General features: G+C 60.0%; 18 protein-coding genes and 7 pseudogenes. 11 read left to right on the top strand and 14 right to left on the bottom strand.

What is annotated here, in order from left to right; genetic code table 11:
* Window position 1 precedes the first annotated feature (1 nt).
* From FHT86_RS35615 to FHT86_RS35650, 8 genes are all read right to left on the bottom strand, one after another.
* Window positions 2-1,105, bottom strand: a complete 1,104-nt coding sequence (locus FHT86_RS35615) for a DUF917 domain-containing protein (protein ID WP_133704481.1) — start codon at window positions 1,103-1,105, stop codon at window positions 2-4.
* Window positions 1,095-2,642, bottom strand: a complete 1,548-nt coding sequence (locus FHT86_RS35620) for a hydantoinase/oxoprolinase N-terminal domain-containing protein (protein ID WP_133704482.1) — start codon at window positions 2,640-2,642, stop codon at window positions 1,095-1,097. The genes FHT86_RS35615 and FHT86_RS35620 overlap by 11 nt, the downstream gene beginning before the upstream one ends.
* Window positions 2,642-3,532, bottom strand: a complete 891-nt coding sequence (locus tag FHT86_RS35625) for an ATP-binding cassette domain-containing protein (protein ID WP_133704483.1) — start codon at window positions 3,530-3,532, stop codon at window positions 2,642-2,644. The genes FHT86_RS35620 and FHT86_RS35625 overlap by 1 nt, the downstream gene beginning before the upstream one ends.
* Window positions 3,529-4,371, bottom strand: a complete 843-nt coding sequence (locus tag FHT86_RS35630; protein ID WP_133704484.1) for an ABC transporter ATP-binding protein — start codon at window positions 4,369-4,371, stop codon at window positions 3,529-3,531. Before FHT86_RS35630 ends, FHT86_RS35625 begins: the two co-directional genes overlap by 4 nt.
* Window positions 4,368-5,249, bottom strand: a complete 882-nt coding sequence (locus FHT86_RS35635) for an ABC transporter permease (RefSeq protein ID WP_133704485.1) — start codon at window positions 5,247-5,249, stop codon at window positions 4,368-4,370. Before FHT86_RS35635 ends, FHT86_RS35630 begins: the two co-directional genes overlap by 4 nt.
* Window positions 5,249-6,250, bottom strand: coding sequence for an ABC transporter permease (locus FHT86_RS35640; RefSeq protein ID WP_246779822.1), 1,002 nt, complete (start codon window positions 6,248-6,250; stop codon window positions 5,249-5,251). The genes FHT86_RS35635 and FHT86_RS35640 overlap by 1 nt, the downstream gene beginning before the upstream one ends.
* Window positions 6,251-6,385: 135 nt before the next feature.
* Window positions 6,386-7,951, bottom strand: a complete 1,566-nt coding sequence (locus FHT86_RS35645; protein ID WP_133704487.1) for an ABC transporter substrate-binding protein — start codon at window positions 7,949-7,951, stop codon at window positions 6,386-6,388.
* Window positions 7,952-8,265: 314 nt separating this feature from the next.
* Window positions 8,266-10,614, bottom strand: a complete 2,349-nt coding sequence (locus FHT86_RS35650; RefSeq protein WP_133704488.1) for a helix-turn-helix transcriptional regulator — start codon at window positions 10,612-10,614, stop codon at window positions 8,266-8,268.
* A gap of 127 nt (window positions 10,615-10,741) precedes the next feature.
* On the opposite strand from FHT86_RS35650, the pseudogene FHT86_RS38350 reads away from it, so the two are divergent.
* Window positions 10,742-10,999: pseudogene (locus tag FHT86_RS38350) on the top strand (hypothetical protein); the annotation flags it as partial.
* Here FHT86_RS38350 and FHT86_RS35655 read toward each other — a convergent pair.
* Window positions 10,968-11,684, bottom strand: coding sequence for a GntR family transcriptional regulator (locus FHT86_RS35655; protein ID WP_210298198.1), 717 nt, complete (start codon window positions 11,682-11,684; stop codon window positions 10,968-10,970). The pseudogene FHT86_RS38350 and the gene FHT86_RS35655 sit on opposite strands and share 32 nt — an antisense overlap.
* Before the next feature lie 306 nt (window positions 11,685-11,990).
* Between FHT86_RS35655 and FHT86_RS35660 the strand changes: the two genes are divergently transcribed.
* The 9 genes and pseudogenes from FHT86_RS35660 to FHT86_RS35700 form a co-directional block, all read left to right on the top strand.
* Window positions 11,991-13,328, top strand: coding sequence for a hypothetical protein (locus FHT86_RS35660; RefSeq protein ID WP_133704490.1), 1,338 nt, complete (start codon window positions 11,991-11,993; stop codon window positions 13,326-13,328).
* Window positions 13,329-13,357: 29 nt separating this feature from the next.
* On the top strand, window positions 13,358-14,257 hold the full coding sequence (locus FHT86_RS35665) for an ABC transporter permease (protein WP_166656685.1): 900 nt from the start codon (window positions 13,358-13,360) through the stop codon (window positions 14,255-14,257).
* Window positions 14,258-14,259: 2 nt separating this feature from the next.
* A complete protein-coding gene (locus FHT86_RS35670; RefSeq protein WP_166656686.1) occupies window positions 14,260-15,090 on the top strand; it encodes an ABC transporter ATP-binding protein in 831 nt (276 codons plus the stop codon).
* The gene (locus FHT86_RS35675; protein ID WP_133704493.1) at window positions 15,087-15,947 is read left to right on the top strand and encodes an ABC transporter permease; all 861 of its coding nucleotides are present in this window, start codon (window positions 15,087-15,089) and stop codon (window positions 15,945-15,947) included. The genes FHT86_RS35670 and FHT86_RS35675 overlap by 4 nt, the downstream gene beginning before the upstream one ends.
* A gap of 10 nt (window positions 15,948-15,957) precedes the next feature.
* The gene (locus FHT86_RS35680; protein WP_133704494.1) at window positions 15,958-17,310 is read left to right on the top strand and encodes an amidase; all 1,353 of its coding nucleotides are present in this window, start codon (window positions 15,958-15,960) and stop codon (window positions 17,308-17,310) included.
* 14 nt (window positions 17,311-17,324) lie between these two features.
* Entirely contained in the window at window positions 17,325-18,110 is a 786-nt protein-coding gene (locus FHT86_RS35685) for an aspartate/glutamate racemase family protein (protein WP_133704495.1), read from the top strand.
* A pseudogene (locus tag FHT86_RS35690) lies at window positions 18,107-18,454 on the top strand (dihydropyrimidinase); the annotation flags it as partial. The gene FHT86_RS35685 and the pseudogene FHT86_RS35690, both read left to right, overlap by 4 nt.
* A gap of 48 nt (window positions 18,455-18,502) precedes the next feature.
* Window positions 18,503-19,203: pseudogene (locus FHT86_RS35695) on the top strand (IS6 family transposase).
* 60 nt (window positions 19,204-19,263) lie between these two features.
* Window positions 19,264-19,710, top strand: a pseudogene (locus tag FHT86_RS35700) (IS6 family transposase); the annotation flags it as partial.
* Between the two features lie 52 nt (window positions 19,711-19,762).
* Here FHT86_RS35700 and FHT86_RS35705 read toward each other — a convergent pair.
* Window positions 19,763-20,038, bottom strand: a pseudogene (locus FHT86_RS35705) (IS6 family transposase); the annotation flags it as partial.
* A gap of 50 nt (window positions 20,039-20,088) precedes the next feature.
* Window positions 20,089-20,250: pseudogene (locus tag FHT86_RS38355) on the bottom strand (ISL3 family transposase); the annotation flags it as partial.
* Between the two features lie 70 nt (window positions 20,251-20,320).
* Here FHT86_RS38355 and FHT86_RS38360 point away from each other — a divergent pair.
* A pseudogene (locus FHT86_RS38360) lies at window positions 20,321-20,482 on the top strand (TetR/AcrR family transcriptional regulator); the annotation flags it as partial.
* A 121-nt stretch (window positions 20,483-20,603) separates the two neighbouring features.
* Here FHT86_RS38360 and FHT86_RS35710 read toward each other — a convergent pair.
* The 3 genes from FHT86_RS35710 to FHT86_RS35720 all read right to left on the bottom strand — a co-directional run.
* On the bottom strand, window positions 20,604-22,007 hold the full coding sequence (locus FHT86_RS35710) for an HlyD family type I secretion periplasmic adaptor subunit (RefSeq protein ID WP_133704496.1): 1,404 nt from the start codon (window positions 22,005-22,007) through the stop codon (window positions 20,604-20,606).
* A 31-nt stretch (window positions 22,008-22,038) separates the two neighbouring features.
* Window positions 22,039-24,180: a type I secretion system permease/ATPase gene (locus FHT86_RS35715; protein ID WP_133704497.1), complete on the bottom strand. Its 2,142-nt coding sequence runs from the start codon at window positions 24,178-24,180 to the stop codon at window positions 22,039-22,041.
* 46 nt (window positions 24,181-24,226) lie between these two features.
* On the bottom strand, window positions 24,227-25,806 hold a 1,580-nt coding region (locus FHT86_RS35720; RefSeq protein WP_281413763.1), incomplete at its 5' end, for an S-layer family protein.

Consider the following 25,806-nt stretch of genomic DNA (forward strand, 5'->3'; position numbering starts at 1 on the left):
CTTATTCGCCCGCCGGCCGCGTCACCAGCGGCTCGAAGGTCAATTCCGGGAAGCCGAAAGCCTTCGGGCCGACGATCTCCAGTGCGCGCGGTGTTTTCATCAGGTCGTGCACCGGTAGGCCGATGACGGCGACGCGCTGGCCGTAGCGCAGCATCTCCGTGGTGATCGGCTCGCCGGTGTCGATTTCCAGGTTCATGATCAGGTCTGGCACCATGACAACGGGCTTCTCATCGATCCACAGCACGAGGTTTTCGTTCTGGATGGCGATGCGGGCTTCCGATCCCGTCCAATCGCCGATGCCGGCGATGATCGCATGGCCGCGCGCAAAGCCACCCTTCAGTTCCCGACGGATATCGGTGATCTTGCCGGTGAAGAACAGTTTCGCGCCGGTGCTTGCCACGACGCGCTCGACGACATTCTGCCGTTTGGCGCGGGCATCGAGCACGGTGCGGCCGATATCGAGCGCCTGTGTCACAGTGCCTGGAACAGCCGTGCGCCGGACGAAATCGCCGCGCATCGGCGCAACGGCAAAACCCGCCCCTGCACCCATGGCCACAGCGACGTCACGCGCGAAGCGTTCCAGCCAGAACATATCGGTGATCTCGCGGAAGACGACGACATTGCCCTTCTCATCGGCGATGGCTGCCGGCGAAACGTCAGCGCCGTAGATCATGTAGGTCGTCATCTGCACCTCCGGGAACGCCCGGCCCATGCCGTCGCCATCGACGACGGGAAGCCCGGCCATGGCGGCGGCGATGATCGGTTCGATCGAATTCGCCCCGCCGATCTCGGCCGAAATGACGGCTGACATCGTGACGCCCGCGGCTTCCTCGACGGCGCGCATGGCGCGGTAGCACTCCCCACCCTCTTCGATCTTTTCGACGCCGACAACAGGCGCGCCGATGCCCCCGACTTCGGCGATCCAGGCATCGTCCTTCAGAGACTCCAGCGGGATGACGCGGACTTCAGCCCCTTTGCGGATGAGCTCGCGGGCACGCAGCATACCGATATAGGGATTACCGCCGCCGCCGGTGCCGAGCAAAGCTGCGCCGATGGAAAGAGGCAGCAGGTCCTCTTCCTTAAGCAGGTAACCTTCAGCGGGCATTGAGCTCTCCTACAGCCTTGACGCGGATACGGGTGGCATTGCCAGGCAGATAGGCAAGCGGCACGTCCTCGACATCGACGATCTCGATGGTTTCGCGCGCCGCGCCGGCCGCAACGGCGGCATCGACCGCGCGCGTCTTGGCGTCCTCAAGGGATTTTTCACGGCCGAGTTCGGCAAGCGCATAGACACGATCCACCTCACCGGATACCTGAGCGATCGCCGCCCCAACGGCGTTGGCAACCCCGAAATGTGCCGGCTTGATGATCTCAAGCCCGGCAATCGGGCGGTTGACGAGGATCGAGCCACCACCGACGACGATGACCGGCAGAGGATCCGCCGACAGGCGCGAGCGCTCGACGCAATCCTCGAGCATGTCATGGATTTTCGCCTGCACGCGCTCAAGAAGGTCCTTGGGCAGGTGCGCGACCTTGGAGGAATCGCCGAGTTCTGCATTGCCGGCGGCGACCGTGATATCCGTCGTCGTCAGTGTTTGCCCGCCGAAGACGAACGCTTCAGTCTGGATGCGATAGCCGACCGATACTGGTCCGACCTTGACGCCCTGATCCGTCTCGACGACATGCGAGCCGCCGCCGAGGCCGATCGAAAAGACATCCGGCATGCGGAAATTGGTGCGCACGCCACCGACTTCGACGGCGACGGTCGCCTGACGCGGAAAACCCTTATGGAGCGAGCCGACGTCGGAGGTCGTGCCGCCGATATCGACCACGATGGCTTCGCTGACGCCCGACAGAAAGGCGGCGCCGCGCATGGAGTTGGTCGGACCTGAGGCGAAGGTCAGAACCGGGAATTTCTCGGCGAAAGCGGCATCCATCAGCGTGCCGTCATTCTGTGTCAGGAAAAACTTGCCCTTGATGCCGGCCTCGACGATCGCCTTGCGGAAAGCGTCGATGACGTGCGCCGAGAGATCCCGCAGGCAGGCATTCATGATCGCCGCATTCTCGCGCTCCAACAGCCCGATACGGCCGATCTCGTGCGACAAGGTGATATGAGCGCCGGGCAACTCCTCGGCGAAAATCTCCTCGGCGCGCTTTTCGAAATCGGCGCTGACGGGCGAAAATACCGAGGTGATGGCGATGGAGTTGATGCCTTTTGCCTTGATGTCGGCGGCGATGCCGCGCAGCTCTTCCTCGTTCAGCGGCGAGATCACCCGGCCGTCGAATTCGTTGCCGCCATGGGCGAGATAGGCGTGATTGCCGATCGACTGCTTCAGGTCCTCCGGCCAATCGACCATCGGCGGTAGCGATGCAGTGGCCGGCAGGCCGAGACGGACGGCGGCCGTCTGCGCCAGATCGCGGCGCTGGACGACGGCATTGGTGAAATGTGTGGTGCCGATCATGACGAAATCGACGGCGGAGGCATCCATCTTCGAGGCTGCGAGCACATCGCGCAGAGCGTTGACGACACCACTCATGACATCGGGCGTCGTGGCGGATTTGACACCGGCGATCACCTCCGGTCCGTTCATGACGACGGCATCCGTATTGGTGCCGCCAACGTCAATACCAATTCTAATCATCAGTCCTTACCTCGTTCGTGACTTGCTGTTTGATCGGCTTGACGAAGCGCAAGCAGCTTCTCGGCTGTCGGGATTTCGCCGTCGATCAACGGTATTTTTGGACGCATGGCTTCTTCCTCCTTGGAAATGACTGGGACGGAGGCAAGCAGAAGCCGGGTGTAGTCGTGGGATGGGTGTTCGAAGACAGCGCTGGATGTGCCGGTCTCGACGATCTGGCCGCGATAGAGCACGCCGACCGTATCGGCGAAATTGCGCATCAGGCTGAGATCGTGGGAAATGAAGAGATAGGTGAGGTCCATCCTTGTGCCGAGATCGGCAAGCAGGTCGATCACCCTTCCCTGTACCGAGACGTCGAGCGCCGACGTCGGCTCGTCCAAGACCAGAAGCTTCGGCTCGACGGCCAAGGCACGGGCGATCGCGACACGCTGCTTCTGGCCACCTGACAGTTCATGCGGATAGCGCTCGGCGAAATTGACCGGCAATTGCACCATGTCCAGCAGTTCAGAAATCCGCTGCCGCCTGTTGCCGGAATAGCCATGTGCCACAAGCGGCACTGTGACCGACTGGCCGACCGTACGCCGCGGATTGAGCGACGAACCGGGATTCTGGAATACCATCTGGACAGAACGGCGATGACCGCGCGACCGGCTGGAAAGGCTTTCGCCATTGATCAGGATTTCACCACTGTCAGGCGTTTCCAGCCCCATGATCATGCGGGCAATGGTTGATTTGCCCGACCCGCTTTCTCCGGCGAGCCCGTAGACTGCGCCCTTTTCGACCGCGAACGAAACGTCATCGACCGCCCTCACCTCGCCGGTCCGGCGGCCGAAGGCATTGTGGACGGGAAAGGATTTTCTTAGCTTGCGGATTTCCAGCATCGGCTCGCTCATGCGTTTGCCTCCGCGCCGAACCGCATGCCGCCGGTCAGCCTTGGCACGGCGTCGATGAGGCTGCGCGTATAGGGATCGCGCGGGGCCTCGAAGATGCCGGAGGTTTCACCATGCTCGACTATCACGCCCTTGTTCATGACATAGACGTAGTTGGAGGTTTCGCGGACGACGCCGAGATTGTGGGTGATCATCAAAAGCGCGAGCCCACGTTCTTCCACGAGGTCCTTCAACAGCTTGAGGATCTGCGCCTGCGTTGTGACGTCGAGTGCCGTGCCGGGCTCGTCGGCGATTAGCAACTGCGGTTCGCTCAACAGGGCCATGGCGATCAGCACCCTCTGGCGCATGCCGCCGGACAGCATGATCGGATAGGAGCGAACGACCCGCTCGGGATCGCGCATCCGCACCTGTTCCAGCACCTCATGTACCCGCGCCATACGTTCGCGACGCGAGCGCTGTCTGCCGAGACGCTTGTCCGCATATTTCAGGATCGTGCCCATCTGATCGCCAACGGTGAAAACCGGGTTCAACGAACTCATCGGGTCCTGAAATACCATCGACATCGCCGTGCCGCGCAACCGGAGACGTTCCTTGTCCGGCATGGTCAACAGGTCGGCGCCATCGTAGTAGATCTCGCCATTCGCAATGCTTGCCGGCGGCTGGCGCAGAAGTCCCATGATCGCCTTCATGGTCACGGTCTTCCCCGAGCCGCTTTCGCCGACCAAAGCCACCTGTGAGCGGGCCGGCACATCGAGGCTGACGCCGTGCAGCACCCGGCTCGTGCGGCCGTAGGTGGAGAATTCAACGGAGAGATTGCTGACGCGAAGAAGAGGGAAGCTCATCTCACCTCCTGCACATCGAAGAGGTCACGCAGGCCGTCGCCCAAGAGATTGAAACCAAGGGCGACAAACAGGATCGCGACGCCCGGTAGGACCGATTCCCACCAATAATCCGGCAGGAAGGACGATCCTTGCGCCACCATCGTGCCGAGATCCGGCGTCGGCGGCTGGATACCGAGGCCGAGGAAAGACAGCGACGCACCGACGAGAATGACAAAGCCGCAATCGAGCGATGTCTTGACCGCAATGGCCGAGACGCAGTTCGGCAGGATCTCGCGAAAGAGAATATGAAACTTGCGGGCGCCGAGCGTTTCCGCCGCCTCGATGAATTCCTGGGCACGGATCTGCTTGGTGATCGAATAGATCAGCCGTGTATGCCAGGTCCACCAGAGCGCCGAGATGGCGAGCAACGAATTGATCAGGTTCGGCGACAGCACCGCTGCCACCGCAAGTGCCATCACCAGTGGCGGAATGGCGAGCGCGATGTCGGTGACCCGCATGATGACGATCTCGACCCATCCACCGAAGTAACCGGCGAGAATGCCGAGCACCGTTCCGATCGGAACCGCCGTTCCCAGCACGACCAGCGCCAGCAGCAGCGAGATTCGCATACCGAAGACGACGCGGCTGAAGATGTCGCGGCCGACATTGTCGGTTCCAAACCAATACTCGGCCGAGGGCGGCAGATGCCGGGCCTTGAAGTTGACCGTCGCGCCAACATGCTCCGGATGTGGGGTAATCCACGGTGCGAGAATCGCGGCCAGCACGCAGATGATGACGATGATCGCGCCGATCACGGCCGTCGGGTTGCGCGAGAAACGGTACCAGTTCTGATAGGCGTTGGAGAGGCGTTCCGCCTGAGCGATCGGCGTATCGGACATCAGCGTCTCCCCCGGATGCGGATGCGCGGATCGACGACGCCGACAAGTACATCGATGATAAGATTGACGACGACGAAGAAAACGCCGGAGACGATGACCACCCCCATGACGGCATTCAAGTCCTTCTGCATGATGGTGCGCACGCCGTAGGCGGCCATGCCCGGCCAGGCGAAAACCAGTTCAACGACGAAGGCATTGCCGATCAGTGATGCGAATTCGAGGCCCGAGATGGTGAGCGGCGGCACGAAACTGGGACGCAACATATATTTCAGGACACGCACCCGCTCGGGAATGCCGAAGGCGCGGCTGGCCTCGATATAATCCTGGCTCGCCACATCGATCATCGATGCGCGGGTTATCCGGGCGATCTGGCCCATGGTCGCGGCAGAAAGCGCCAGCGAGGGCAGCAGCAAATAGCGCAGCGACTGACCGAATACATCCAGCCGTCCATGCAGGAGGGAATCGATGGTCATCAGGCCGGTAATGTCGGCACTGAACGTCAGGCCCGGAGGCAGACGTCCGGTCGTCGGCAGAACATGGAGGATATAGCCGGCGAGGATCTGCAATACGAGAGCGAGGAAGAAGCTTGGTGTCACGGCGGAGAAGATCGCGATCAGTCGGACGAGATTGTCGGGCCACTGGTCCTTCCAGCGCGCGGCGACGATGCCGAGCGGCACGCCGAGAACAAAGGCGATAGTGATCGTCGCCAAGACGAGTTCGAAGGTGGCGGCAAAGGTTTCGCGGATATCATCGCTGACGGGTCGTTTGGTCAACAACGACAGGCCGAAATCACCTTCCGCCAAACCGGTGACGTAGAGGCCGTATTGCTGGACCAGCGGCTTGTCCATTCCAAGCGATTGCCGCAGTTGCTCGACCTGCTCTGCACTGGCGCGAGGTCCGAGCGCAAGGCGCACGGGATCGCCGGGCATGGCGCGCGCAATGGTGAAGATCACGACTGACAGTCCGAACAGGACCAGCAGCGACCACAACATGCGTCTCATCAGGAAGAGGAGGAATTCCAATGTTCAAGCCTTATTCGAAGTCGGTGCGGAGTGGTGCGGGCGGCCCCGAAGGGCCGCCCCGCTTCAGGCAGCTTGCCAGAGGGGTGAAAAGCCGCCTGAAACCAATCTCGTCCGCTACTTGCAGACCCAATGATAGCGGGTGAACTTGTAGTCGAAGGACTGCATTGGCACGGCGTTGAAGCCTTCCAGGCACTTGTCCATGGCGTGCTGCACCGTCTGTGTCTGCAGGAACACGTCCGGCTGCAGATCAACGATCTTGTGCTGCAGGTCCTTGTAGATATCGGCTTGCTGCTTGGGATCGGTGGTCGTCCTGGCCTGATCGATCAGCGCGTCGATTGCCGGGTCCTGCAGCCATTCGGCGGAAGCCCAGGTTCCGGCCGCTTTCGAATGATATTGCGTGAAAAACATCGAGTCGGGCGACGGATAAGTCGGGCCGAAGAAGATCTGGTTGACCGCCGGCGTGGTCTCGACCTTCGAGGCGAGCTCGGTGACCCGGTTCCAAGGATCGGCTTCCTGCGTCACCTTGAAGCCAAGCTGTTCGAGATTTGACTGCATCAGCAGGCTAAGTTCTTCCTCGAACTTCGTTCCCGCGACATAGCCGAGGGTGATCGGAATCTCGCTGCCAGCGTATTTCGACTTGGCGATCTCGGCCTTCGCAGCGTCCATATCGAATTTCGGCGGCTGCAGGTCGTTAGCATAGAAATCGGCAAAGCCTGCAGGCAGCGGGCCGTTCAACTGGCCGCCGGGCACGATGACATTGCGGATGGTGTCGTAGTCGGTCGCATAAGCCAGCGCCTTGCGGATATGAATGTCGTCGGTGGGTGGAACCTTGGTGTTGAGCTTCAGATAAAAGCCGATCGTCGTGTCCTGGCTGACGATGTTGAAGCGGCCCATCTCCTTCAGCGCCTTGTAGGTGTCCGGTGCCTGATATTGGCTGCTCATGGTGAGTTCACCGGATGCGGCGAGCGAACGCACGGTCGCCTCGTCATTGGTGATGATCCAATGGACTTCATCGATCGGGCCGTCGCCGAAACCCTTGTAGTAGTTCGGGTCGCGATCGACCGTCATGGAGGCGCCGCGATCCCACTCCTTGAGAGTGTAGGGACCGGCGCCCGCCGAGTGGGTCGCCAGATAGGTCTGACCGTCGTCACTGCCGGCATTCGCCTTGACGACGTTGGAGTTGACGATGAAGACCGCCGGAACGGTGCTGAGGAAGGGCGCGAAGGCTTTGGAAAGCGTGAACTTGACCGTCTTCGGATCGACGGTGATGATCGAGCCGGGCTTGAGTACATCGGCGAACAGATTGGCCGGCCCCTGGTTGATCTTCAGCAACCGCTCAAAGGAATAGACGACATCCGCCGCCTGAACCGGCGTTCCGTCGGTGAAATGGGCATCGGCGCGAAGCTTGAAGGTGACCTCCTTCGCATCCGGTGAAATCGTCCAGCTTTCGGCGAGTTCCGGCAACAGGTTGCCCTTGGAATCGACGGTGATAAGGCCGTCGTAGAGGTTCACCGCCGCCATATAGTCGGTGTAATCGGAAATCTTGGCCGGATCGATCGTTCCGAAGATCTGGACGGTATTCATGGTCACGACCGTCTTGGCCGAGGCCGAAGCCGTGCCCGCAACGCCTGCCAGCAAGGCGGCAACCGCGGTCGATGCAATAAATCGAAGCTTGCTCATGGTATCTCCCGGTTCAAACGTTCCCACGCGGCAATATTCTGCCGCTTCTTGTTGTCGAAGCTCCTAGCCGGCGTCTTGCTGCGCCTCTGACGTGAGCTTCCAGAATTCTCAACCATTACGAAGAGACGATCCCGGCCCTTGGGGTGTCGAGACACAATTCCGCTTCACTGACCAACACCATCCGGCCGGACGATGTCTGGGGAGAAAGATTACATAGCGGAATGATACGGCCAACAACCGGCCGGTATAGGTTTTCGCATTAATGGTATAGGTTTTGCGCAACATGGCGACCTGAAGCTCGCCATTGCCTTCGATCAGCTGACGATCCCGAGCGCCCGCGCTGAGCTGATCGCCTCCTGGCGGTTGCGGCAGCCGAGCTTCCGATAGACATTCCCGAGATGAAACTTCACCGTCGCCTCACTGAGGCCGAGCGTATTGGCGATGAATTTATTCGCAGCTCCCTCCGAGATCATCATCAGGATCTTGCTCTCGCGCCGCGAAAGCTCATTGCGCCCGCCTGCGGAACTTGAAAGCCGTCCGCTGTCGCGGAGTTTGCGGATGATCTGCCGGATCTGCAGCGTTGTCGCAAGAAAGCTGCCGATGCGCTGGTTGTCGATCAGCTCTGCCAGGAATACACGTTCTTCGGCAAGCGGTGCTATGGCGCCGAGCCGCGCGCAATCCTCGAACGTCTTTTGGAGAACAGCTCGGGCACGCGTCAGGTTTCGCTGTCGCTTGGCGATATAGGCAAGCCAGATCTCGGCTCCCATACGCTGTCGATCGGTCAGATGCAGGTTAGCCGTGATTCCGATAATCTGTTCGTCCAGGTTCGGATAAGAGGGTTGCTCGTAGACGATCTGCCGGAACCAGGCGAGTGCCAGAGCGATTTCGTCCCGGTCGTTCAGTCGGGCAAGCTCGGGCCCGGCACTCAGGACCCAGTTGCGGTCGATACGTGATTGGATGGCGCCGAGGCGTTCGGCCGCCTCCCGCCATCGATTGGCATTTTGCAGCACCGCCGCATCGCGGATCTCGATCATCGCCTGGAACTGCCGGTTGGAGACCTGGTAGACCCGCCAGCGATCGAGGAAGCTGCGGGCGGCGATGGTCGAGAAATGGTCGCCAAGCGCCTGGCTGCCGTAGTGCAGCGCAAATTCCAGCAGGCTCGGCCAGATCTCGCCATGCGAGAAATCATCGATCTCCAGGCTCAGGAACCGCGCCAGCGGCTCCGCGCGTCCGCCTTCGTATTCGATGCACGCCTCAAGAAGCGCCTGCAGGCGAATATCATTCGGACTGTCGAAGGGGAGCGCGGCAAGACTTTGGGCGGCAAGCACGGAATGTTTTCGAGCCGCAAGTGCATCGCCCATCAGCAGCCGGATCAGCGCTTGATGCAGGCTGATGTAGAATTCGAGAAGCGGCGCCTTTGCCCGCTGATAGTGGTGCATGGCGCGTTGCGCCACATCCTCCGCCTCGGCGAAACGGCGGTTGCGGATATAGAATTCGAGAACGGAATTATAGAAGCTGCCGCGAAAGAGATGATCATCGAGCGGAAATTCGGCCACCAACGCGAAACACTCGTTCAGTAGTTCCTCCGAAAAGAAATAGTCCTCGTAGATCAGCATCAATAGCCGGAAAGCGCGGAACTCGCGTGAAAAGGTGGAGCGCGGTGAGAAGACGACTTTCGGATCATTGGCAAGATCACCAAACCGATCCGTCAACAGCCTCCGCGCCCGCGAAACGTCGCCGAGCTTCAGGGCCTGCAGCGCAAGCGCAAGAACCAGAATCTCGCTCTGGAGCGCATAGCTTCGCGGAAATCCCGCCAGCACGCGGTCGAAGGCCTCCGGGCCGTGAAAATAAAGAAAAAAGACGCCTCTGGCACCGATAAATATCCTCAGCGCGCTGTCGTAGAACCCCGCGCGCTGAAACACCTCGATCGACTGAACGGGAAAACCACGCGTCGCGAAAGTCTCAGCAATGGCCTTGGCGTCCGCCACGGTTTGCGTGCGCTTTGCGATGACGATGTCCAGCGCCTCGCTGAGGTCGCCGGCGATTGAGGGCACCCTGAGGCTGCCGTCGCGCGCAAATGGCAGCAGCGCATAATCACTCCTTGCAGCAATGCCGCCCGCATCCAGCAGAATGCGCAGATCGACCAGCGCTTCAGCCGGCATCGGCCACAGAATCTCGCTTTCCAAAAACGATGCGAGCCCTGTGCCCCCGCGCTTCGGATTGAAGGCAAGCAGCGGCCAACCACCAGATTCCGCGATGATGTCTACTGCTTTTTCACGACCAAATATCTCGACCGCTTCTTCTTCAGTAATCAGCAGTAGGTTCGGCTCCGCGACATAAGCCCTGCCGTAGGCAAGCGCGCGAGCAAGCCCTGGAAGGGCAGTATCCGGGCGCTTGGCGATAAAAATGCGGGCCTCACCTGAAATAAAACCCTCGGCGATTGCGTCAGGTTCGCCATAAGGTGGAATATCCCAGATGCACGTTGCGTTGCCAACACAAGCTGGCGGCGTCGCCGCGCTGTGAATCTTTATATCAAGACGTGTCGCGATCTCTTGAAGCGCCGCCGACTTCCCCATGCCCGCCGGCGCTTCCAGGACAATGACCGGCTCCTGCCGCGCCAAAAGTGCGTGTAGGATCCGGGGGCGACTGACGGTCGTGTTCACATATCAACTCTGGATAACGTCTACTCGTTGCACCATCAGATTATCGCCTGACCGCTCTCGGTCAATCCACGGCAGATGGAGATCAGCCTTTCCGCTATGCCCATATTGAGATCCGACATCACACTCAAGAAGCCGCATCCTGCTCGAAAAGTGCTTCTTCTCCGAAGACCTCGAAGCGTAGATCGCGGCCTTCGTCGATCATTACAATCATCGCCGAAATCACGAAAGCATCGGCATTCCGACACTAGCCGATACCTACTTCACACGCGGAGAGACCATCCTACTTGAACGCGAAAGGATCAAACGAGACACCATCAAACTCCGCCGGTTGCAAGAAATGCATGCCACGAGCGCTAGACGGGGCCTGATCGCTTCGCAGATTTGAGAATTTCACGGGTGGTCTCTCCGGTGCGGCGATCGTGTTCGAACAAAATGTCCCCTGCAAGCTTGCCGTCCCGCTTGGCGAGGGCCTGCATCAGCGTTTCATGTTCGGCCATGGCTTCTCTCCAGCGCGCATCGGAAGCGAGCGCCGTGTAGCGGCCACGACGGGCCTTGGCCATCAAGGATGCGTGCGTGGCGGACAACATCGCGTTTTTCGCGGCGGCGACGATCGCCTCGTGGATCGCGTGATTGATGGCAAAATATTCGTGACGCTCGCCTTTCTGGAAATGCACCGCCATCTTTTCATGCATACGCTGCAGACGCTCGAGATCACGCGCGGTCATGCGTGCCGCCGCCAGTTCGGCAGCCAGCCGCTCAAGGCCGCTGATGACCTCAAATAGCTCCTCGACATCGTCGGGGGATAACGCGGCGACCCGCGCGCCGCGACCCGGCAGAAGTTCGACCAGTCCCTCGGTCGCCAGAAGCTTGACGGCTTCACGCAACGGTGTGCGGGAGACGTTGAGGATCTCGGACAGGCCGATTTCATGCAGGCGATCCCCTACACCGATTTCGCCTTCGATGATCATGTCGCGCAAGCGGTCGACCACCTCTTCATGCAGTGGGCGCGCTCGGTTGATCGGCGCGATGCTGCGTGCCGTTGTCGTTTTTTTCCGTTTCGCTTCCAGCACCTATCGACCCCTTGCCGCGATTTCCGTCAGTCATCATAGCGATTCCGCTCATTTGGTGAGCATGGAAAAATCATCTGCTATTTTTGTACGCAGAATGCAAAATCAATTTTTGCATACAAAATACTGCATTCTAAAAATACATAATAAAAACAGCATATTATATCAATGAAAAAAATGGCATGCGTATTGCTTCCCTGTCACTAGAGACGCGTCTTCTATGCGACTCCTCCACGCATACCTCCAAAAAGAAGAAACCTTCGAAGAGACAACCGACCGCCTATATTTCGAACCCTCCAGGAGAACCATATGCAGATGATACGCCGCCCCGTTTTTCCCCCGAGCCTTTACCGCCCGCTTCGGCGTCTTGCGCTTTCCGCCGTTGCCGCCGCAGCCCTTCTCGTTCCTCAGCTTGCATCCGCGGAAGATCGCTTCGTACCGGCACCGCCGGAAGCCGGGACCGACATTCCCAAGGCGACGATCAAATTCGGCATGCGCCCATACGCCGACAATACCTTCTACTATATCGGCATGAAGAAGGGGTGGTTCGATGAGGTCGGCCTCAGCTTCGACCCCGCGCCCTATGGCCTCAAGGCCAACGATTCCAACGTGCTTACCCTGATGCTGAACGGCCAGCTCGACATGATCAGCGAATACTGCCCGCTGATCCTGCCGACCTATAAGGATTCGCATTCGCTGAAGTGCGTTGGCTTCACCGACAACAACCAGGCCTTTTCGATCCTGGCCAATCCGAAACTGAAGCTGAAGACCTTCAAGGAATATATCGCCGAGGGCAAATCCTTCGATGAAGCGATCAAGGCCACCTTGAAGCCGCTGGAAGGAAAGACACTCGTCGGCGCGCCGGAACTCAGCGCTCGTCCGTTCGAGGAGGGCCTGTCGAAGCTCTCTGGTCTCAAGTGGAAGCTGCAGGTGCTCGACGACTCGAAATCCCTGGTGCTCGCCAAGGCCGGACGCGAGGACTTCGTCAATCCGGAAGGCGCGCCCATCGTCTACACGCTGCGCCAGGCGGGCTGGACGGATCTGATCGATATTGGCGATCTCGTCAAATACGGCCCCGGTGGGGAAGGTTCGCCGCTCGAAGGCCTGGTCGATATCGTTGGTGTTGCGGCCAACGGAGACTACATCAACAAGAACCAGAATACCGTGCTGCGCTTCATGTCGGTCGTCTGGCGCATCTTCGACGAGACGGCCAAGGATCCGTCTCTCTTCGACGTGCAGGCGCCTTATCTCAACAGCTTCGCCGGCACCGACCTTGATGGGAAGGGCGTTGCGGATACCGTCAACGTCCTTGACCCCTTCACACCCTTTGCCGACAACAAGGCCTACTACGACGATCCGAAGAACCTGCTTTACTACCAGAATGTCTGGTCTGCGATCATTGCCGATCTCGAAGCGCACAACATCGTTCCGAAGGGTATCGTCAAGCCGGACGATGTGGTCTGGGGCGGCCCGATCTGGCATCAGATGATGGATTACAAGTCCAAGTCCGACGGTCTCTTCGCCAAGCTCGGCAACGGTAGCCTGCCGGATGACAAGAAGGCGCTGCTCGATAAGGCAAAGAGCCTCTACAACGCATTCGACTTCCTCGATTCCTATCGGCTGGCGCTTGCCGCTGCGTCTGCCTGATGTCTGATATGATCGCGGAGAGCAAACCGATGACCGATAGGGTGACCGGAAATACGGGGGACGACGCCTCTCGGGCCGCCGACCGGCGGGTCTACGCTCCGCGCATCACGCTTGGATCAAAACTACGCATGGCGGTCGCAATGGTTGATCCATTGCGGCTTGCCGGTCTCTGTGTCTTCGTCCTTGTCTGGCAGGCAGTCTCGATGATGCTCCCATCGATCATTCTGCCGCCGCCGCTGTCGGTCGCGCGCCGCTTGGCGACGGACTTTCTCGATGCGCCGTCGCTTTCCTATTACGGTCTCGACCAGGCGAACCTTTACGCCAACCTCTTGTATACCGTCGAGAACGTGGTGGTCGCCGTCGTCGTCGGCGCTGCTATCGGCATCACGGCTGGGCTGGTCAGCGCGCGCTTCGCCCTCATACGCGCCATGATCGATCCTTTGATGATGACGGCGGGAACCGTGCCGATCCTGGTCGCGGCTCCCTTCCTTCTCATCTGGTTCGGCGTCGGCCGAGCCAGCGCCGTATGCCTCGTCATCTTCTATGTCTGCGTCATTCTCTACCTTTTTGCGCAACGTGCGGTCGTCAACCTCAATCCCATCTATGAGGACTTCGCTCGTACGCTGGGCGCCACGCAGCGGCAGATCCTTCGGGACGTCCTGTTGCCTGCAACGGTGCCGGAAATATTGGGCGGGCTGAAAATCGCCCTCGCCGGCGCGTGGGGGCTGGAAGCCATTTCCGAGCTCCTGGGCGCGCAGGAAGGACTCGGCAAAGTGCTGGAGGTCCTGGCCGGAGCGACGGATTCCGAGGGCATCATGGCAACCCTCCTACTTCTCGGCCTGGTGGCCGTCATCGTCGACATCATTGCCGGATGGGCCGTGCAGCGCGCGACGCGCTGGAGCTCGTCCTTCCGCTCGGAAAGGAGCTGATCATGGTAACTCCCGTTGCAAACCGGATGATTGAACTGGTGCATGTTAAGCGCAGCTTCCGCCGCGCCGACGGGCAGATCGTCAACGCCGTCAATGATATCTCGGTTGTTATTCCCGAGGGTGAATTCGTTTGCCTCGTCGGGCCGTCCGGTTGCGGCAAGTCGACCTTGCTGCAAATATTGGCCGGCCTTCTTGATCCGACCGACGGCGATGTCGTGGTCGGCGGCAGACCTGTGACAGGGCCTGGCCCGGACCGTGGCGTGGTCTTCCAAAAAGATAGCGTCTTTCCCTGGATGCGCGTTATCGACAATGTGGAATACGGTCTCAAATGCCGGGGTGTCGCGGCGGCCGAACGTCGCGAAATCGCCCGGCAATATCTGAAGCATGTCGGGCTCTCGCATGTGGAGAATGCATGGCCGCGTGAGCTTTCGGGCGGCATGCTGAAGCGCGTGGCGATCGCCACGGTCTTTGCCAATGGCGGTCGGGTGCTGATGCTCGACGAACCCTTCGGTGCGCTCGACTACGTCACCAGGATTCAGCTTCAGCAGGTCCTTCTTAATCTCTGGGATTCGGACGGCACGGGGACGCGACGGACGGTGCTCTTCGTTACCCACGATGTCGATGAGGCCCTGATACTGGCCGATCGGATCATGGTGTTTCGCAACGGCAACAGGGTCGATGACATCAAAGTGCTGGCGAACCGTCCGCGCACGCCGGATAGCCTCGTGCTTCCGGAATTAATCGAGATCAAGCGCAAGCTTCTGCATCACCTCGGGCTGGATCACGCATCGCCCCATGACGAAAGCGGCAGGCCGGCGGAGGCGCGCGCATGAAGACATTAGCGACCAAACCGGCTCAGCATCGCCATATCTCCTTTGCAGTCTTCGTCGCGATCGCTCTTGTATGGCAGCTGCTGTCCGTCGCCTATCCCGCCGAAGCGGCACCGGGAGAGCCGATGATCCCCGGCTGGCAGGTCCTGTTTACCCGGACGCTTCTGTCGATGGCGGATTATTGGCAGGGCGGTCTCGGCGTTGCCAGTGTGGCGGAAGGTGCCGAGAGGACCTATCTTGCGGCCATCCTCTCGTTGCTGAGCCACACGTTCGATACGCTGGTGCGCCTCGTTTGCGGCCTCGCGCTCGGTTGGCTGGCGGGGCTTGCGCTCGGACTGGCGGTATCATGGTCGCGCTGGACCCGGCGATTGGTCGACCTGCCGCTGCAATTCATCCGCACCTTGCCACTGCTCGCCATGGTGCCGCTCTTCCAACTCTGGTTCGGCACCTACTTTCTCGGCCAGATTCTGTTTGTCGCGTATGGCATCGGCGTCATCGTCTTTGCCGGGACGGTGAACGCCGTGCGCAACGTGCCGCCGATCTACATCGACAACGCCCGCACGCTCGGCGCGTCGCGGATGATGGTCTACAAGACGGTGATCTTGCCGGCCATTCTTCCGGAAATGCGATCGACGATGCTTCTTAGCCTTGGCACGGGTTGGGGCGCGGTCCTTGGCGCGGAATATCTCGGCGCGCAATCTGGTCTCGGCTACATCATCGTTTACGCCGGACAGTTTGCCTATCTCGATCGCATGTTTCTGATCGCCCTCCTTTTCATTGTCTATACCGCACTCAGTTACTGGGCGGTCGGCCGCTTGACGGCACGTCTGCTCGGCTGGGCACCGTCTTCGGAGCGATAGGAAAAACACCATGACCACGCCACTTCCCGATTATTCAGCCGTGGAACTTGCCCGGCTTCTGCGGGACGGAGAAATCGGTGCCGAGGAATTGACGGCAGCCTGTCTCGATCGCATCGCCGCCCTGGAACCGGGGATTAAGGCCTGGACATTTTTCGACGCTGATCGAGCGTTGCGCGCGGCCGGCGAGGCCGACAGTCGCCGCGCCAAAGGCGAAGCATTGGGCGTGCTGCACGGGCTCCCCGTCGGCATCAAGGACACCTACGATACGCTCGACATGCCGACCGAGTTCGGTACACCCATTCATCGCGGTCGCCAGCCTTCCACGGATGCAACGATGGTGGATCGGCTGCGCCGGGCCGGTGCGATCATTCTGGGAAAAACCGTCACCTCCGAATATGCGGTCTATACCGCCGGCCCAACGCGCAATCCTCACGATCTGACCCGGACGCCCGGCGGCTCCTCCAGCGGCTCGGCCGCGGCTGTTGCCTCCGGCATGGTGCCGCTATCGCTTGCCACACAGACCAACGGCTCGACCATCCGCCCCGCGTCGTTCTGCGGTGTCGTCGGCTACAAGCCGGGCCTGGGCCTTCTGTCGCGCACCGGCATTCTCAAGCAGTCCGACCTGCTCGACCAACCGGGCTTGATGGCACGAACGGTTGCCGACGTCGCAATGCTGAGCGCAGCGCTTGGCGGGGCGGATGCTGCCGATCATCGTACCATCGGCTATCCGGCGCTTGACTTAAGTTCGGCTTCGACTGTTCAGGGCAGACCACCGCGACTGGCATTTATCCGTAGTCCATATTGGAACCGGCTCGACGACGACGCGGCGATGGGTCTCGAAGGCTTCGTGGCAGGTCTAGGTGGAATCATCGAAGAGGTGGAACTGCCGCACGAATTCGATCAAGCCGCATCCATCCATGCGACGATCATGGGTGCCGATATCGCCGCGGCCTATGCCGATGACTATCACCGCGCAAAGGCATTGATGAGTGACACGCTTGTCACCATCATCGAAAAGGGCGCGCTCGTTTCCGCGTCCACGTTGGCCGAAGCGTTTACGGCGAGAGACCGTCTGCTTCTTCGTTTCACCGACATTGCAGCGAAATATGATGCGATCATCACCCCGGCCGCGCGCGGCATTGCGCCCAAGTGCGAAGACGGCACAGGTGATCCCATCATGGCAACCGTGTGGACGCTGCTCGGGCTGCCGGCGATCAGCTTGCCGCTGCTGACGGGGTTCGAGAACATGCCGCTTGGCGTGCAGCTCGTCAGCGGGCAACGCGACGACCGAACGCTTCTCCGGGCTGCGGCGTGGCTCGATCGCCATTGCCGCTCTTCCAGTTTCAACACCGCATCTGCATGACCGGAGGTCTCTCTTTGCGCATCCTTCTTCTAAACCCGAACATGACGGAGTCCGTGACGGCCATGATGGTCGAAAGCGGGCAGTCGGTGGCCGCAATCGGCACCGAACTCCTCCCCGCCACGGCGCCGCGCGGCATGCCGTATATCTCCACGCGCGCCGAAGCACAGATCGGCGGTGCTATTGCGCTGGAAATGCTGGCGGACCATGAGGGTCAGGTCGACGCTGCAATCCTTGCGGCCTTCGGCGATCCGGGGCTGCTTGGAGCCAGGGAGCTATTTGATTTTCCTGTTATCGGGGTGTCCGAGGCGGCGATGCTGACCGCCTGCATGCTCGGGCGGCAATTTGCCATAGTCACTTTTTCAAACAGCCTTGTCGGATGGTATCGCGATTGTGTCGACTTGAACGGCATGGCGGCGCGTTGCGCCGGCATTCACGCTCTCGATCTCGCCTTCGCCGACGTCGCAGGCGATCAGGAGGCCAGCGCCGAACGGCTGGTCGCGCTGGCGTACGAGGTCGTCCGCGACAGTGGCGCCGACAGCCTGATCTTTGCCGGCGCGCCGCTTGCCGGTCTCGCTCGGCGCTCAGCACATCTTATTCCGGTGCCGGTCATCGATCCGGTGGCAGCAGCTGTCAAGCTGGCGGAAGCGCTTGTGGCTCTCGGGCCTCGCAAGGCCGCCATGGGTTCGTTTCAACGCCCCGCGCCAAAACAGACGGTCGGCCTTTCCGAGCGCCTGACCGCACGCATCGCCCAAAGCGACGTGATCCTATCCAGAGGCCACTCAGAAAGTTTCAGCGCATGAGCTTCGACACTATTATTCGCGGCGGCACCGTCGTAACCGCCGCCGATATCTTTCAGGCGGATATCGCAATCCGCAACGGGCGGATCGAAATGCTCGGAACCAATCTTTCCGACGCGGAGGAAATAATCGACGCATCGGGGCTGTTGGTCATGCCCGGCGGCATCGACAGCCATGTCCACCTCGCTCAGCCGGCCGGGGTTGGTATTGTTCCCGCGGATGATTTCGAAAGCGGCACACGCTCGGCCGCGATCGGCGGCAATACCACCGTCATGCCCTTCTGCCTGCAGCAAAAGGGTCAGAGCCTGCGCGAGGCGTTGACGGATTATAGCGCCAAGGCCCGAGGGGCATCGTCAACTTAACGAAGCATGGATTTCAATGTGGGATGCTCGGCCATGACTGACCGAGATCCTCTTTACCGCCGCCATCGTTTTCCCGCCGAAATCATCGGCCACGCCGTATGGCTCTATTTTCGCTTTCCGCTCAGCCTGCGGATGGTCGAGGACATGCTGGCGGCGCGAGGGATCACCGTTTCGCATCAAACGGTCAGGCTGTGGGCGGAAAAATTCGGACGCACCTTCGCCAACCAGATCCGTCGACGTTCGTGCGGCCAGCTCGGCGACAAATGGCATCTAGACGAGGCCGTCATTTCGATCGGAGGCGAGAAACATTGGTTGTGGCGCGCCGTCGATCAGGACGGATTTGTGCTGGAGGTTCTGGTGCAAAGCCGCCGCAATGCCAAGGCAGCCAAACGCCTGATGCGCAAGCTGCTGAAGGGCCAAGGCCGTGCGCCACGCGTGATGGTTACCGACAAGCTCCGATCCTATGACGTCGCCAAACGAGAGGTCATGCCGGCGTCGAGCATCGATCCCACAAGAGCCTCAACAACCGGGCGGAGAACTCCCATCAGCCAACACGACGACGAGAACGGATCATGAAGCGTTTCAAGTCACGGCGACAGTTGCAGCGCTTCCTCTCCATCCACGATCCGATCGCCAACCTCTTCCACATCCCACGCCACGACATTTCCGCCAGCCACCATCGCGAACTGCGCGCCGCCGCCATGAGCATGTGGGCCGAAATCGCTCGGATATAATCGGAAAGCCGAGCAGGAGCACCAGCTGTCGCCTGACGGACGTTAAGTTTACGGTGCCGTGGCGAGAAACACTGGCTCTGGCGCGCAGTTGATCAGGATGGCTTCGTGCTGGATGTTCTCGTGCAGAGCCGCCGCAACGCCGAAGCCGCCTGGCGATTGATGCGCAAGCTGCTGAAGGCTCAGAGCCATGCGCCTCGGATCATAATCACCGACAAGCTGCGGTCCTACGACGCCGCGAAGGCGAAGATCATGCCCGGCGTCGAGCATCGTTCGCACAAGGGGCTTAACAACCGGGCCGAAAATTCTCACCAACCAACGCGAAGGCGCGAGCGGATTATGAAGCGCTTCAAATCACGCCGGCACCTTCAGCGCTTCGTTTCGATCCACGACCCGATCGCCAATCTCTTCCACATTCCTCGGCATGACATTCCCTCAAACCACCATCGCGAACTGCGGGCCGCGGCAATGCAGATGTGGAACGAGATCGCTCAGCTTGCGCTCGCCTGACAGCGGGACATCCACGCAGGGCTCACCCAGTCGGTGTTAACTTTACAGTGCCCTCGCCACGGATCGAAATGACGACTTCGTCGAGGTGCCATTTATCGCCGAGCCGACCAACGGAACGACGGCGAATGTCGTTGGCAAAGTGCCGGCCGAATTTCTCCGCCCAAAGCCGGATCGTTTGGTGCGTCACGATGATACCGCGAGCCGCCAGCATGTCCTCGACCATGCGCAGGCTGAGCGGGAAGCGGAAGTAAAGCCACACAGCATGGGCGATGACTTCACCGGGAAAACGATGGCGGCGGTAAAGCGGGTCACGAAACTTGAGGGTCATGCGCCATCATCGCAGACCAAGGTCGATCGACAGTTAACGTTACGATGCCTGCGGTTGGACCAGCCATGCCTATTTCGGCTTCGACGTCCACAATCGGGGCAAATACCGATCGTGGATCCGGCTGCGGAAACAACCCAATCGTCATCAACAGTGAGCGCGACACCCAGTATCTTGACCCCTGGGCCAGGCGACCATTTCGATTTCGTTAGCATGCCCGCCCATAGCAACACCGTCGCTAACAGCCGATGAACCACACAAAGTGAGGAAGAACCCTGTAACGTTATTCGTGCACGCACTTTGTTCGGTGCCGTACACGGTGTGATCAGCATCAGCTTGGAGGCACGCTTCGTGGGTTTGCCGGCGGAACGCCTGGAGCACGAACTTGATGAGTTCGTTCTGACCATTGCGGCCGGTGCTTCGTCAAGACAAGGACATCGCCGATAGCTGGAGTTGGTTGTCGAGCCCCTTTGGCTGCCATGCACCGATTGTTCATCTGACGCACTGTTTTCCTTGTCTTTCTTGCAATGCACGCGGCATCGGCCAGAGCCAGTAGCCAATTCCTTGATCACCTTTCCCTAATGGAGTCCCCGGCATACTGACGTAACGGCGACAGCAGATACTGGATAATTCTTCGTGACCCCGTCTTTATCTCGGCGGTGACCGCCATGCCTGGCTTCAGGGGTTCCATCTTGCCATCCACCTTCATGCTACTGCCATCGAGCGCAACGCGGGCAATATATGTTGGTGAGCCGCTGGCGGCCTGATTATCTGTCCCGTTGCTGCTCGTGGCCGTTTCATCGTTGCTGCCGTCCGTGGGGCGTTTGTCAGCGGTGACCACATCCGGACTGACTTCGATCACATGACCGTGCAACAGGCCATAACGCGTAAAGTTAAACGTCTCCACCTTCACCTCGACCTCCTGGCCAGGGTGAACAAATCCTACATCCGCATTCGCGACGGTTGCTTCAAGGACCAGGGATTGTCCCTCGGGCACGAGGACGAGCAATTGTTGGGCTGGCGTCACGACACCGCCCAACGTGTGAATTGCCAGTTGCTGGACCACGCCATCGATCGGCGCGCGCAGCTCCGTCTCCGCCAATTTTCGCTCGGCCTTAATAAGATCTTCGGTTTGCTCGCTTGCGTCCTGCTCGGAGTCGGTGAGATCGCTGAGCACCTGGTGTTGATATTCCGCCCGCACCTGATCACGCTGGCGTTCCAATGACGCCCGCGCTGCGTCGATTTCGACCAGTTGGCGGTTGTCCTGCGAAAGATCGTCCCGGTTCTCAATCAGGGCCTGCTCAGCATCGAGCCATTGAAACCGATTGCCAGCCTGCTTCGCAAGGAGCCTGGTGCGTATGGCGTCCTTTTCCTCAAGAAGCGGTTTTGTCTCTCTCAGCTTATCCATGCTCGCCCGGACCTCTTCGGATTGAGCACGTTTCTCGTCAATTTGCCGATCAAGCGAGGCGATTTTCTCGGCTTGCTCGGCTGCCTGCGCCCAGACATAGGCGCGTGCTGCCGCCACCTCCTGCGGGGGCGCATCCTCCGGCGCGATGAATGCCTGCACCGCCTTGTCGGGATCACCTTCTGCTTTGAGGGCTGTCAGCCGCGCGATATCAAGCTTGGACCGGATCAGATCATGAGCGGCCCGATCACGGTCGGCAGCCGCCTCAGTCCCATCGAGAGCGATTAGAAGATCACCCGAGCGTACAACGTCTCCATCCTGCACGCGAATCTGTCTCACGATCCCGGATTCAAGCGGTTGCAGGACCTTGACCTTGCCTGCTGGCAACAACTGGCCCTGGGCCGTAGCTATAATATCGACATGTCCAAACCACGACCATGCAAGCGCGGCACAGAAGAAAGCGATAATCGTGAAGGCGATGCTGCGCCCAAGAGGCGATGCCGGCGTCTCGACAACCTCCAGAGCAGCCGGAAGAAACTCACGTTCCGAATTGTCATGAGCCGGCATACGTGGCCATTGCAGAATGCGAGCGGTTCGTTCACGCGACACTGTGGACACCTGTCTGCAAATGGAGGAGCGAGGCGTAACGGCCACCGGCACGCAACAACTCTTCATGGTTGCCGTCCTCGACAAGCCGACCTCGCTCGATCGTCAGGATCCGGTCGGCATGCCGTACGGCGGACAGGCGGTGAGCGATAATCAGCACTGTCCGGTTTTGCGCAATTTGCCGCATATTCTCCTGAATGATGCGCTCGCTTTCATAGTCGAGAGCGCTCGTCGCTTCATCGAATATCAAGACACGCGGGTCCATGACCAAGGCGCGCGCAATTGCAATGCGCTGACGCTGACCGCCCGAGAGGCTGGCACCTCGCTCACCAACGGGAGAGTCGTATCCATTGGGTAATTCCAGGATAAACTCATGTGCGCCAGCAAGTTTCGCTGCGGCCACAACCCGCTCTATGGGCATGCCGGGGTCAGCGAGTGCGATGTTGTCGCGTATCGAACGGTTGAAGAGCACATTTTCCTGTAAGACGACACCGATCTGGCGGCGCAGCCATGATACGTCTATCGAAGATAGATCGACACCATCGACCAATAGCCGCCCACTTTCAGGCAGATAAAGCCTTTGAACCAGCTTGGTGAGTGTCGACTTACCCGACCCGGACGGTCCGACGATGCCAACCATCTGACCGGGCGGAATGGCAATGTCCACGTCGTGGAGAATTTCGGGTCCATCAGGACGATAACGAAACGTCACATGCTCAAAGGTGATCGCACCCCGAAGTGCGGGAAGGGCTGCGCGCCCCGGCGAAAAACTCGGTTCGGGGTGAGTGTTCAAAATATCGCCCAACCGCTCCACCGAGAGGCGCGCCTGATGAAAATCCTGCCAGACCTGGGCAATCCGCAGTACAGGTTGGGCTACCCGACCTGCCAGCATGTTGAAGGCGACCAATTGTCCGACGGTCATCTTTCCCTCGATCACCGCCTTGGCGCCGAAGAACAGAACTGCTGCCGTTACCAGCTTACTGACGAGCTGGACTGTTTGGCTTGCCCAATTGCCAAGACTGAGAACGCGAAAACTCGCCTGGACATACCCCGCCAGTTGCTCTTCCCAGCGACGCTGCATTTGCGGCTCGACCGCCATCGATTTCAAGGTCTGAACGCCGGTTACCGCTTCGACCAGGAAAGCCTGGTTCTCGGCGCCGCGATTGAACTTTTCGTCGAGACGGCGGCGGAATATCGGCGTCACACCCGCGGAGATCGCGATGTAAAAGGGAAATGACGCCAGGACGATGCCGGTCAGCAGCAGCGAATAGGAAGCCATCACGGCCAGGAATACAAACGTGAAGAACAGATCCATCACAAGCGTCAGCGAGGAGCTTGTCAGGAAGTTCCGAATGTTTTCCAGCTCTCGCACACGGGCGACACTGTCGCCAGCACGTCGCGCTTCAAAATAGCCGATCGGCAGCGCCATCAGATGGCGAAACAGTCGAGCGCCGAGTTCGACATCAATCCGGTTGGTCGTGTGTGAAAAGGCATAGGTGCGAAGAGCCGTCAGCAAGCTCTCGAACACTGACACCGTCACCAGACCGATGACGAGGACATCAAGCGTCGTCAGCCCGCGATGAACCAGCACCTTGTCAATAACGACCTGGAAGAACAGCGGCGAGATAAGGGCAAAAAGCTGTAGGAAGAAGGACACGACAAGGACTTCGCCGAGCAGTCGACGGTATTTCATCATCGCCTGCAGGAACCAGGTGATGTCGAAATGCTTTGCGAGGTTTCCGAGTGAGGCCCGGCGTGTCATCAACAGGAGACGGCCATTCCATTGCGCCTCGAAATCGGCACGGCTCAGTTCCTGCGGCCGCCCGACCGTAGGATCCTGAATGAGGACGCCTGCAGCGGCAACCTGGCCCAGAATAAAGAAACTGCCGTCGTGTCTTTGAGCGATGGCCGGTAGCGAGGTTTTGGCAAGTCGTGACCAGCTACTCGAAACCGCTCTCGCCTTCAGCTCGAAGTCCTTCGAGCAGCGGAGCATTTCCAGCATGCCGATTTCAGCACCGCCGAAACGGTGCTTGATCTGCGCGGGGTCGGCCGCGACCCCATGGAACCGAAGCAGGAGGACAAAAGTCTCCAAACCTGCTGTCGGCACCGTATTCACCTGAGCCGTATCCAACATCTAAAGTCTCGCAATTTCCGCTTCGTCTCTATCCCTCGCTTCCCCGTCAGTGGTGCCAGGCGGCCGCTATGGCGTTTTGCAAGGTGGAGTCGGTTGGCATTTGCGTGGCCGATGTTGGATTGAAGCCGGTGTTGTTGGCGGAATAAGTGGCCATCGCGGAAACTAGTTGGGCGACCTGACTATCCAACTTAGAACCGTCGGATGTGGCGAAGCTTTGCACTGCCTTTGCAGGCGTGCCGCCGAACCAATCATTGATCGTCAGGCTGTCGGTCGTCCCGAGGATGTCGATTTTCAGATTGTTGCCCGATTGCACGAACCACAGGTTCTCATCCGACAGATTGGATCCGAAATCCACAAGGCCGGTAGTCGTGCCAGTCGCGGCAGCAATCGTTCCCTGTCCCGCGCCGGTGCCGAAGCTATAGGTCTCGCCGGTGCCTGTTGCGGTAACGGTGTTGTTGCCGGACAAAATGATCAGATCGTTGTTGCCGCTGATAGTCGCATTTGCGCCGGCCTCAAGTTTCACCGTGCCACTGGTCGTCGTTATGGAATGAGCGCCGGTGGTTACTGCATCGACAGCATTCCCGGTACCGGAGACAGTGACAAGGCCACTTGCCTTGTCGGTGATCGTATTCGAACTGCCGGTGATTGTCGCCGTCGCACCGGTTTCTATAGTTACCGTGCCGTTACTGATGGTCGCCGTGTCGGTGGCTCCCTTGACGTCGAGGGTGATGCCGGTGCCGCTGGTCGCGACGCCGGAACTCGTTCCCTGCTCGGTGATGGCGAAGTTGTTGCCCGTCAAGGTCACCGCACCTGCAACCGTGCTTGTGCCGACGATCACCGTGCCGCCGTTCAACGTCGCCGCATTGCCGGTGCCCGTCACGTTCAGCGTATCGCCGGTCCCCGTCGACGTCACTGTCGCCGTGCCAGCCTCGTTGACGATATCCGAGTTGCCGTTGATCGTCGCCGAAGCGCCGGCACCCAAGGTCACCGTGCCGCTGGCAATTGCGATCGTGTCGCCGGTGCCCGTGACCGTCAGGGTCGAGCCTGTGCCAAGTGCAGTGATCGTGTTGGAATTGCCCTTCACCGTCGCACCCGTCACACCGCTTTCCAGCGTCACCGTGCCGCTCGCAACTGTCGCCGTCGCCGTCGATCCCGTCATATCGACAGAAATCCCCGCCCCGCTCGTCGTCACCGTCGCGCTTGCCAGTTCCGTGATCGCATCTCCGTTCCCGGTCAGTGTCAGCGAGTCCGAGGCTTCAACCGTCACCGTGCCATTTTTTACCGTCGCAGTGTCGGTCTTGCCCTTCACATCCAGGCTGATGCCGTCACCGCTGGTGACAACACCGGAACTGGTCCCTTGCTCGGTGATGGCAAAATTGTCGCCTATCAAAGTTACCGCACCCGCGACCGTGCTCGTGCCGACCATCACAGTGCCGCCGGCTAGCGTCGCCGCATTGCCCGTGCCCGTCACGTTCAACGTATCGCCGGTCCCCGTCGAGGTCACTGTCGCCGTGCCTGCCTCATTGACGACATCCGAGTTGCCGTTGATCGTCGCCGACGCGCCGGCGCCAATGCTCGCCGTGCCGCTGCTCATTCCGATCGTGTCGCCGGTGCCGGTGACCGTCA

Source organism: Rhizobium sp. BK313 (genome assembly GCF_014193655.1).
Classification (GTDB): domain Bacteria; phylum Pseudomonadota; class Alphaproteobacteria; order Rhizobiales; family Rhizobiaceae; genus Rhizobium.

Excerpts from the sequence above, each read along its gene's own strand:
- FHT86_RS35670 (WP_166656686.1), top strand. The coding sequence starts at position 14,260 with ATGGTAACTCCCGTTGCAAACCGGATGATTGAACTGGTGCATGTTAAG.
- FHT86_RS35635 (WP_133704485.1), bottom strand. The coding sequence starts at position 5,249 with ATGTCCGATACGCCGATCGCTCAGGCGGAACGCCTCTCCAACGCCTAT.
- FHT86_RS35675 (WP_133704493.1), top strand. The coding sequence starts at position 15,087 with ATGAAGACATTAGCGACCAAACCGGCTCAGCATCGCCATATCTCCTTT.
- FHT86_RS35615 (WP_133704481.1), bottom strand. The coding sequence starts at position 1,105 with ATGCCCGCTGAAGGTTACCTGCTTAAGGAAGAGGACCTGCTGCCTCTT.
- FHT86_RS35625 (WP_133704483.1), bottom strand. The coding sequence starts at position 3,532 with ATGAGCGAGCCGATGCTGGAAATCCGCAAGCTAAGAAAATCCTTTCCC.
- FHT86_RS35715 (WP_133704497.1), bottom strand. The coding sequence starts at position 24,180 with ATGTTGGATACGGCTCAGGTGAATACGGTGCCGACAGCAGGTTTGGAG.
- FHT86_RS35630 (WP_133704484.1), bottom strand. The coding sequence starts at position 4,371 with ATGAGCTTCCCTCTTCTTCGCGTCAGCAATCTCTCCGTTGAATTCTCC.
- FHT86_RS35620 (WP_133704482.1), bottom strand. The coding sequence starts at position 2,642 with ATGATTAGAATTGGTATTGACGTTGGCGGCACCAATACGGATGCCGTC.
- FHT86_RS35710 (WP_133704496.1), bottom strand. The coding sequence starts at position 22,007 with ATGCCGGCTCATGACAATTCGGAACGTGAGTTTCTTCCGGCTGCTCTG.
- FHT86_RS35660 (WP_133704490.1), top strand. The coding sequence starts at position 11,991 with ATGCAGATGATACGCCGCCCCGTTTTTCCCCCGAGCCTTTACCGCCCG.
- FHT86_RS35665 (WP_166656685.1), top strand. The coding sequence starts at position 13,358 with ATGACCGATAGGGTGACCGGAAATACGGGGGACGACGCCTCTCGGGCC.
- FHT86_RS35645 (WP_133704487.1), bottom strand. The coding sequence starts at position 7,951 with ATGAGCAAGCTTCGATTTATTGCATCGACCGCGGTTGCCGCCTTGCTG.
- FHT86_RS35680 (WP_133704494.1), top strand. The coding sequence starts at position 15,958 with ATGACCACGCCACTTCCCGATTATTCAGCCGTGGAACTTGCCCGGCTT.
- FHT86_RS35640 (WP_246779822.1), bottom strand. The coding sequence starts at position 6,250 with ATGAGACGCATGTTGTGGTCGCTGCTGGTCCTGTTCGGACTGTCAGTC.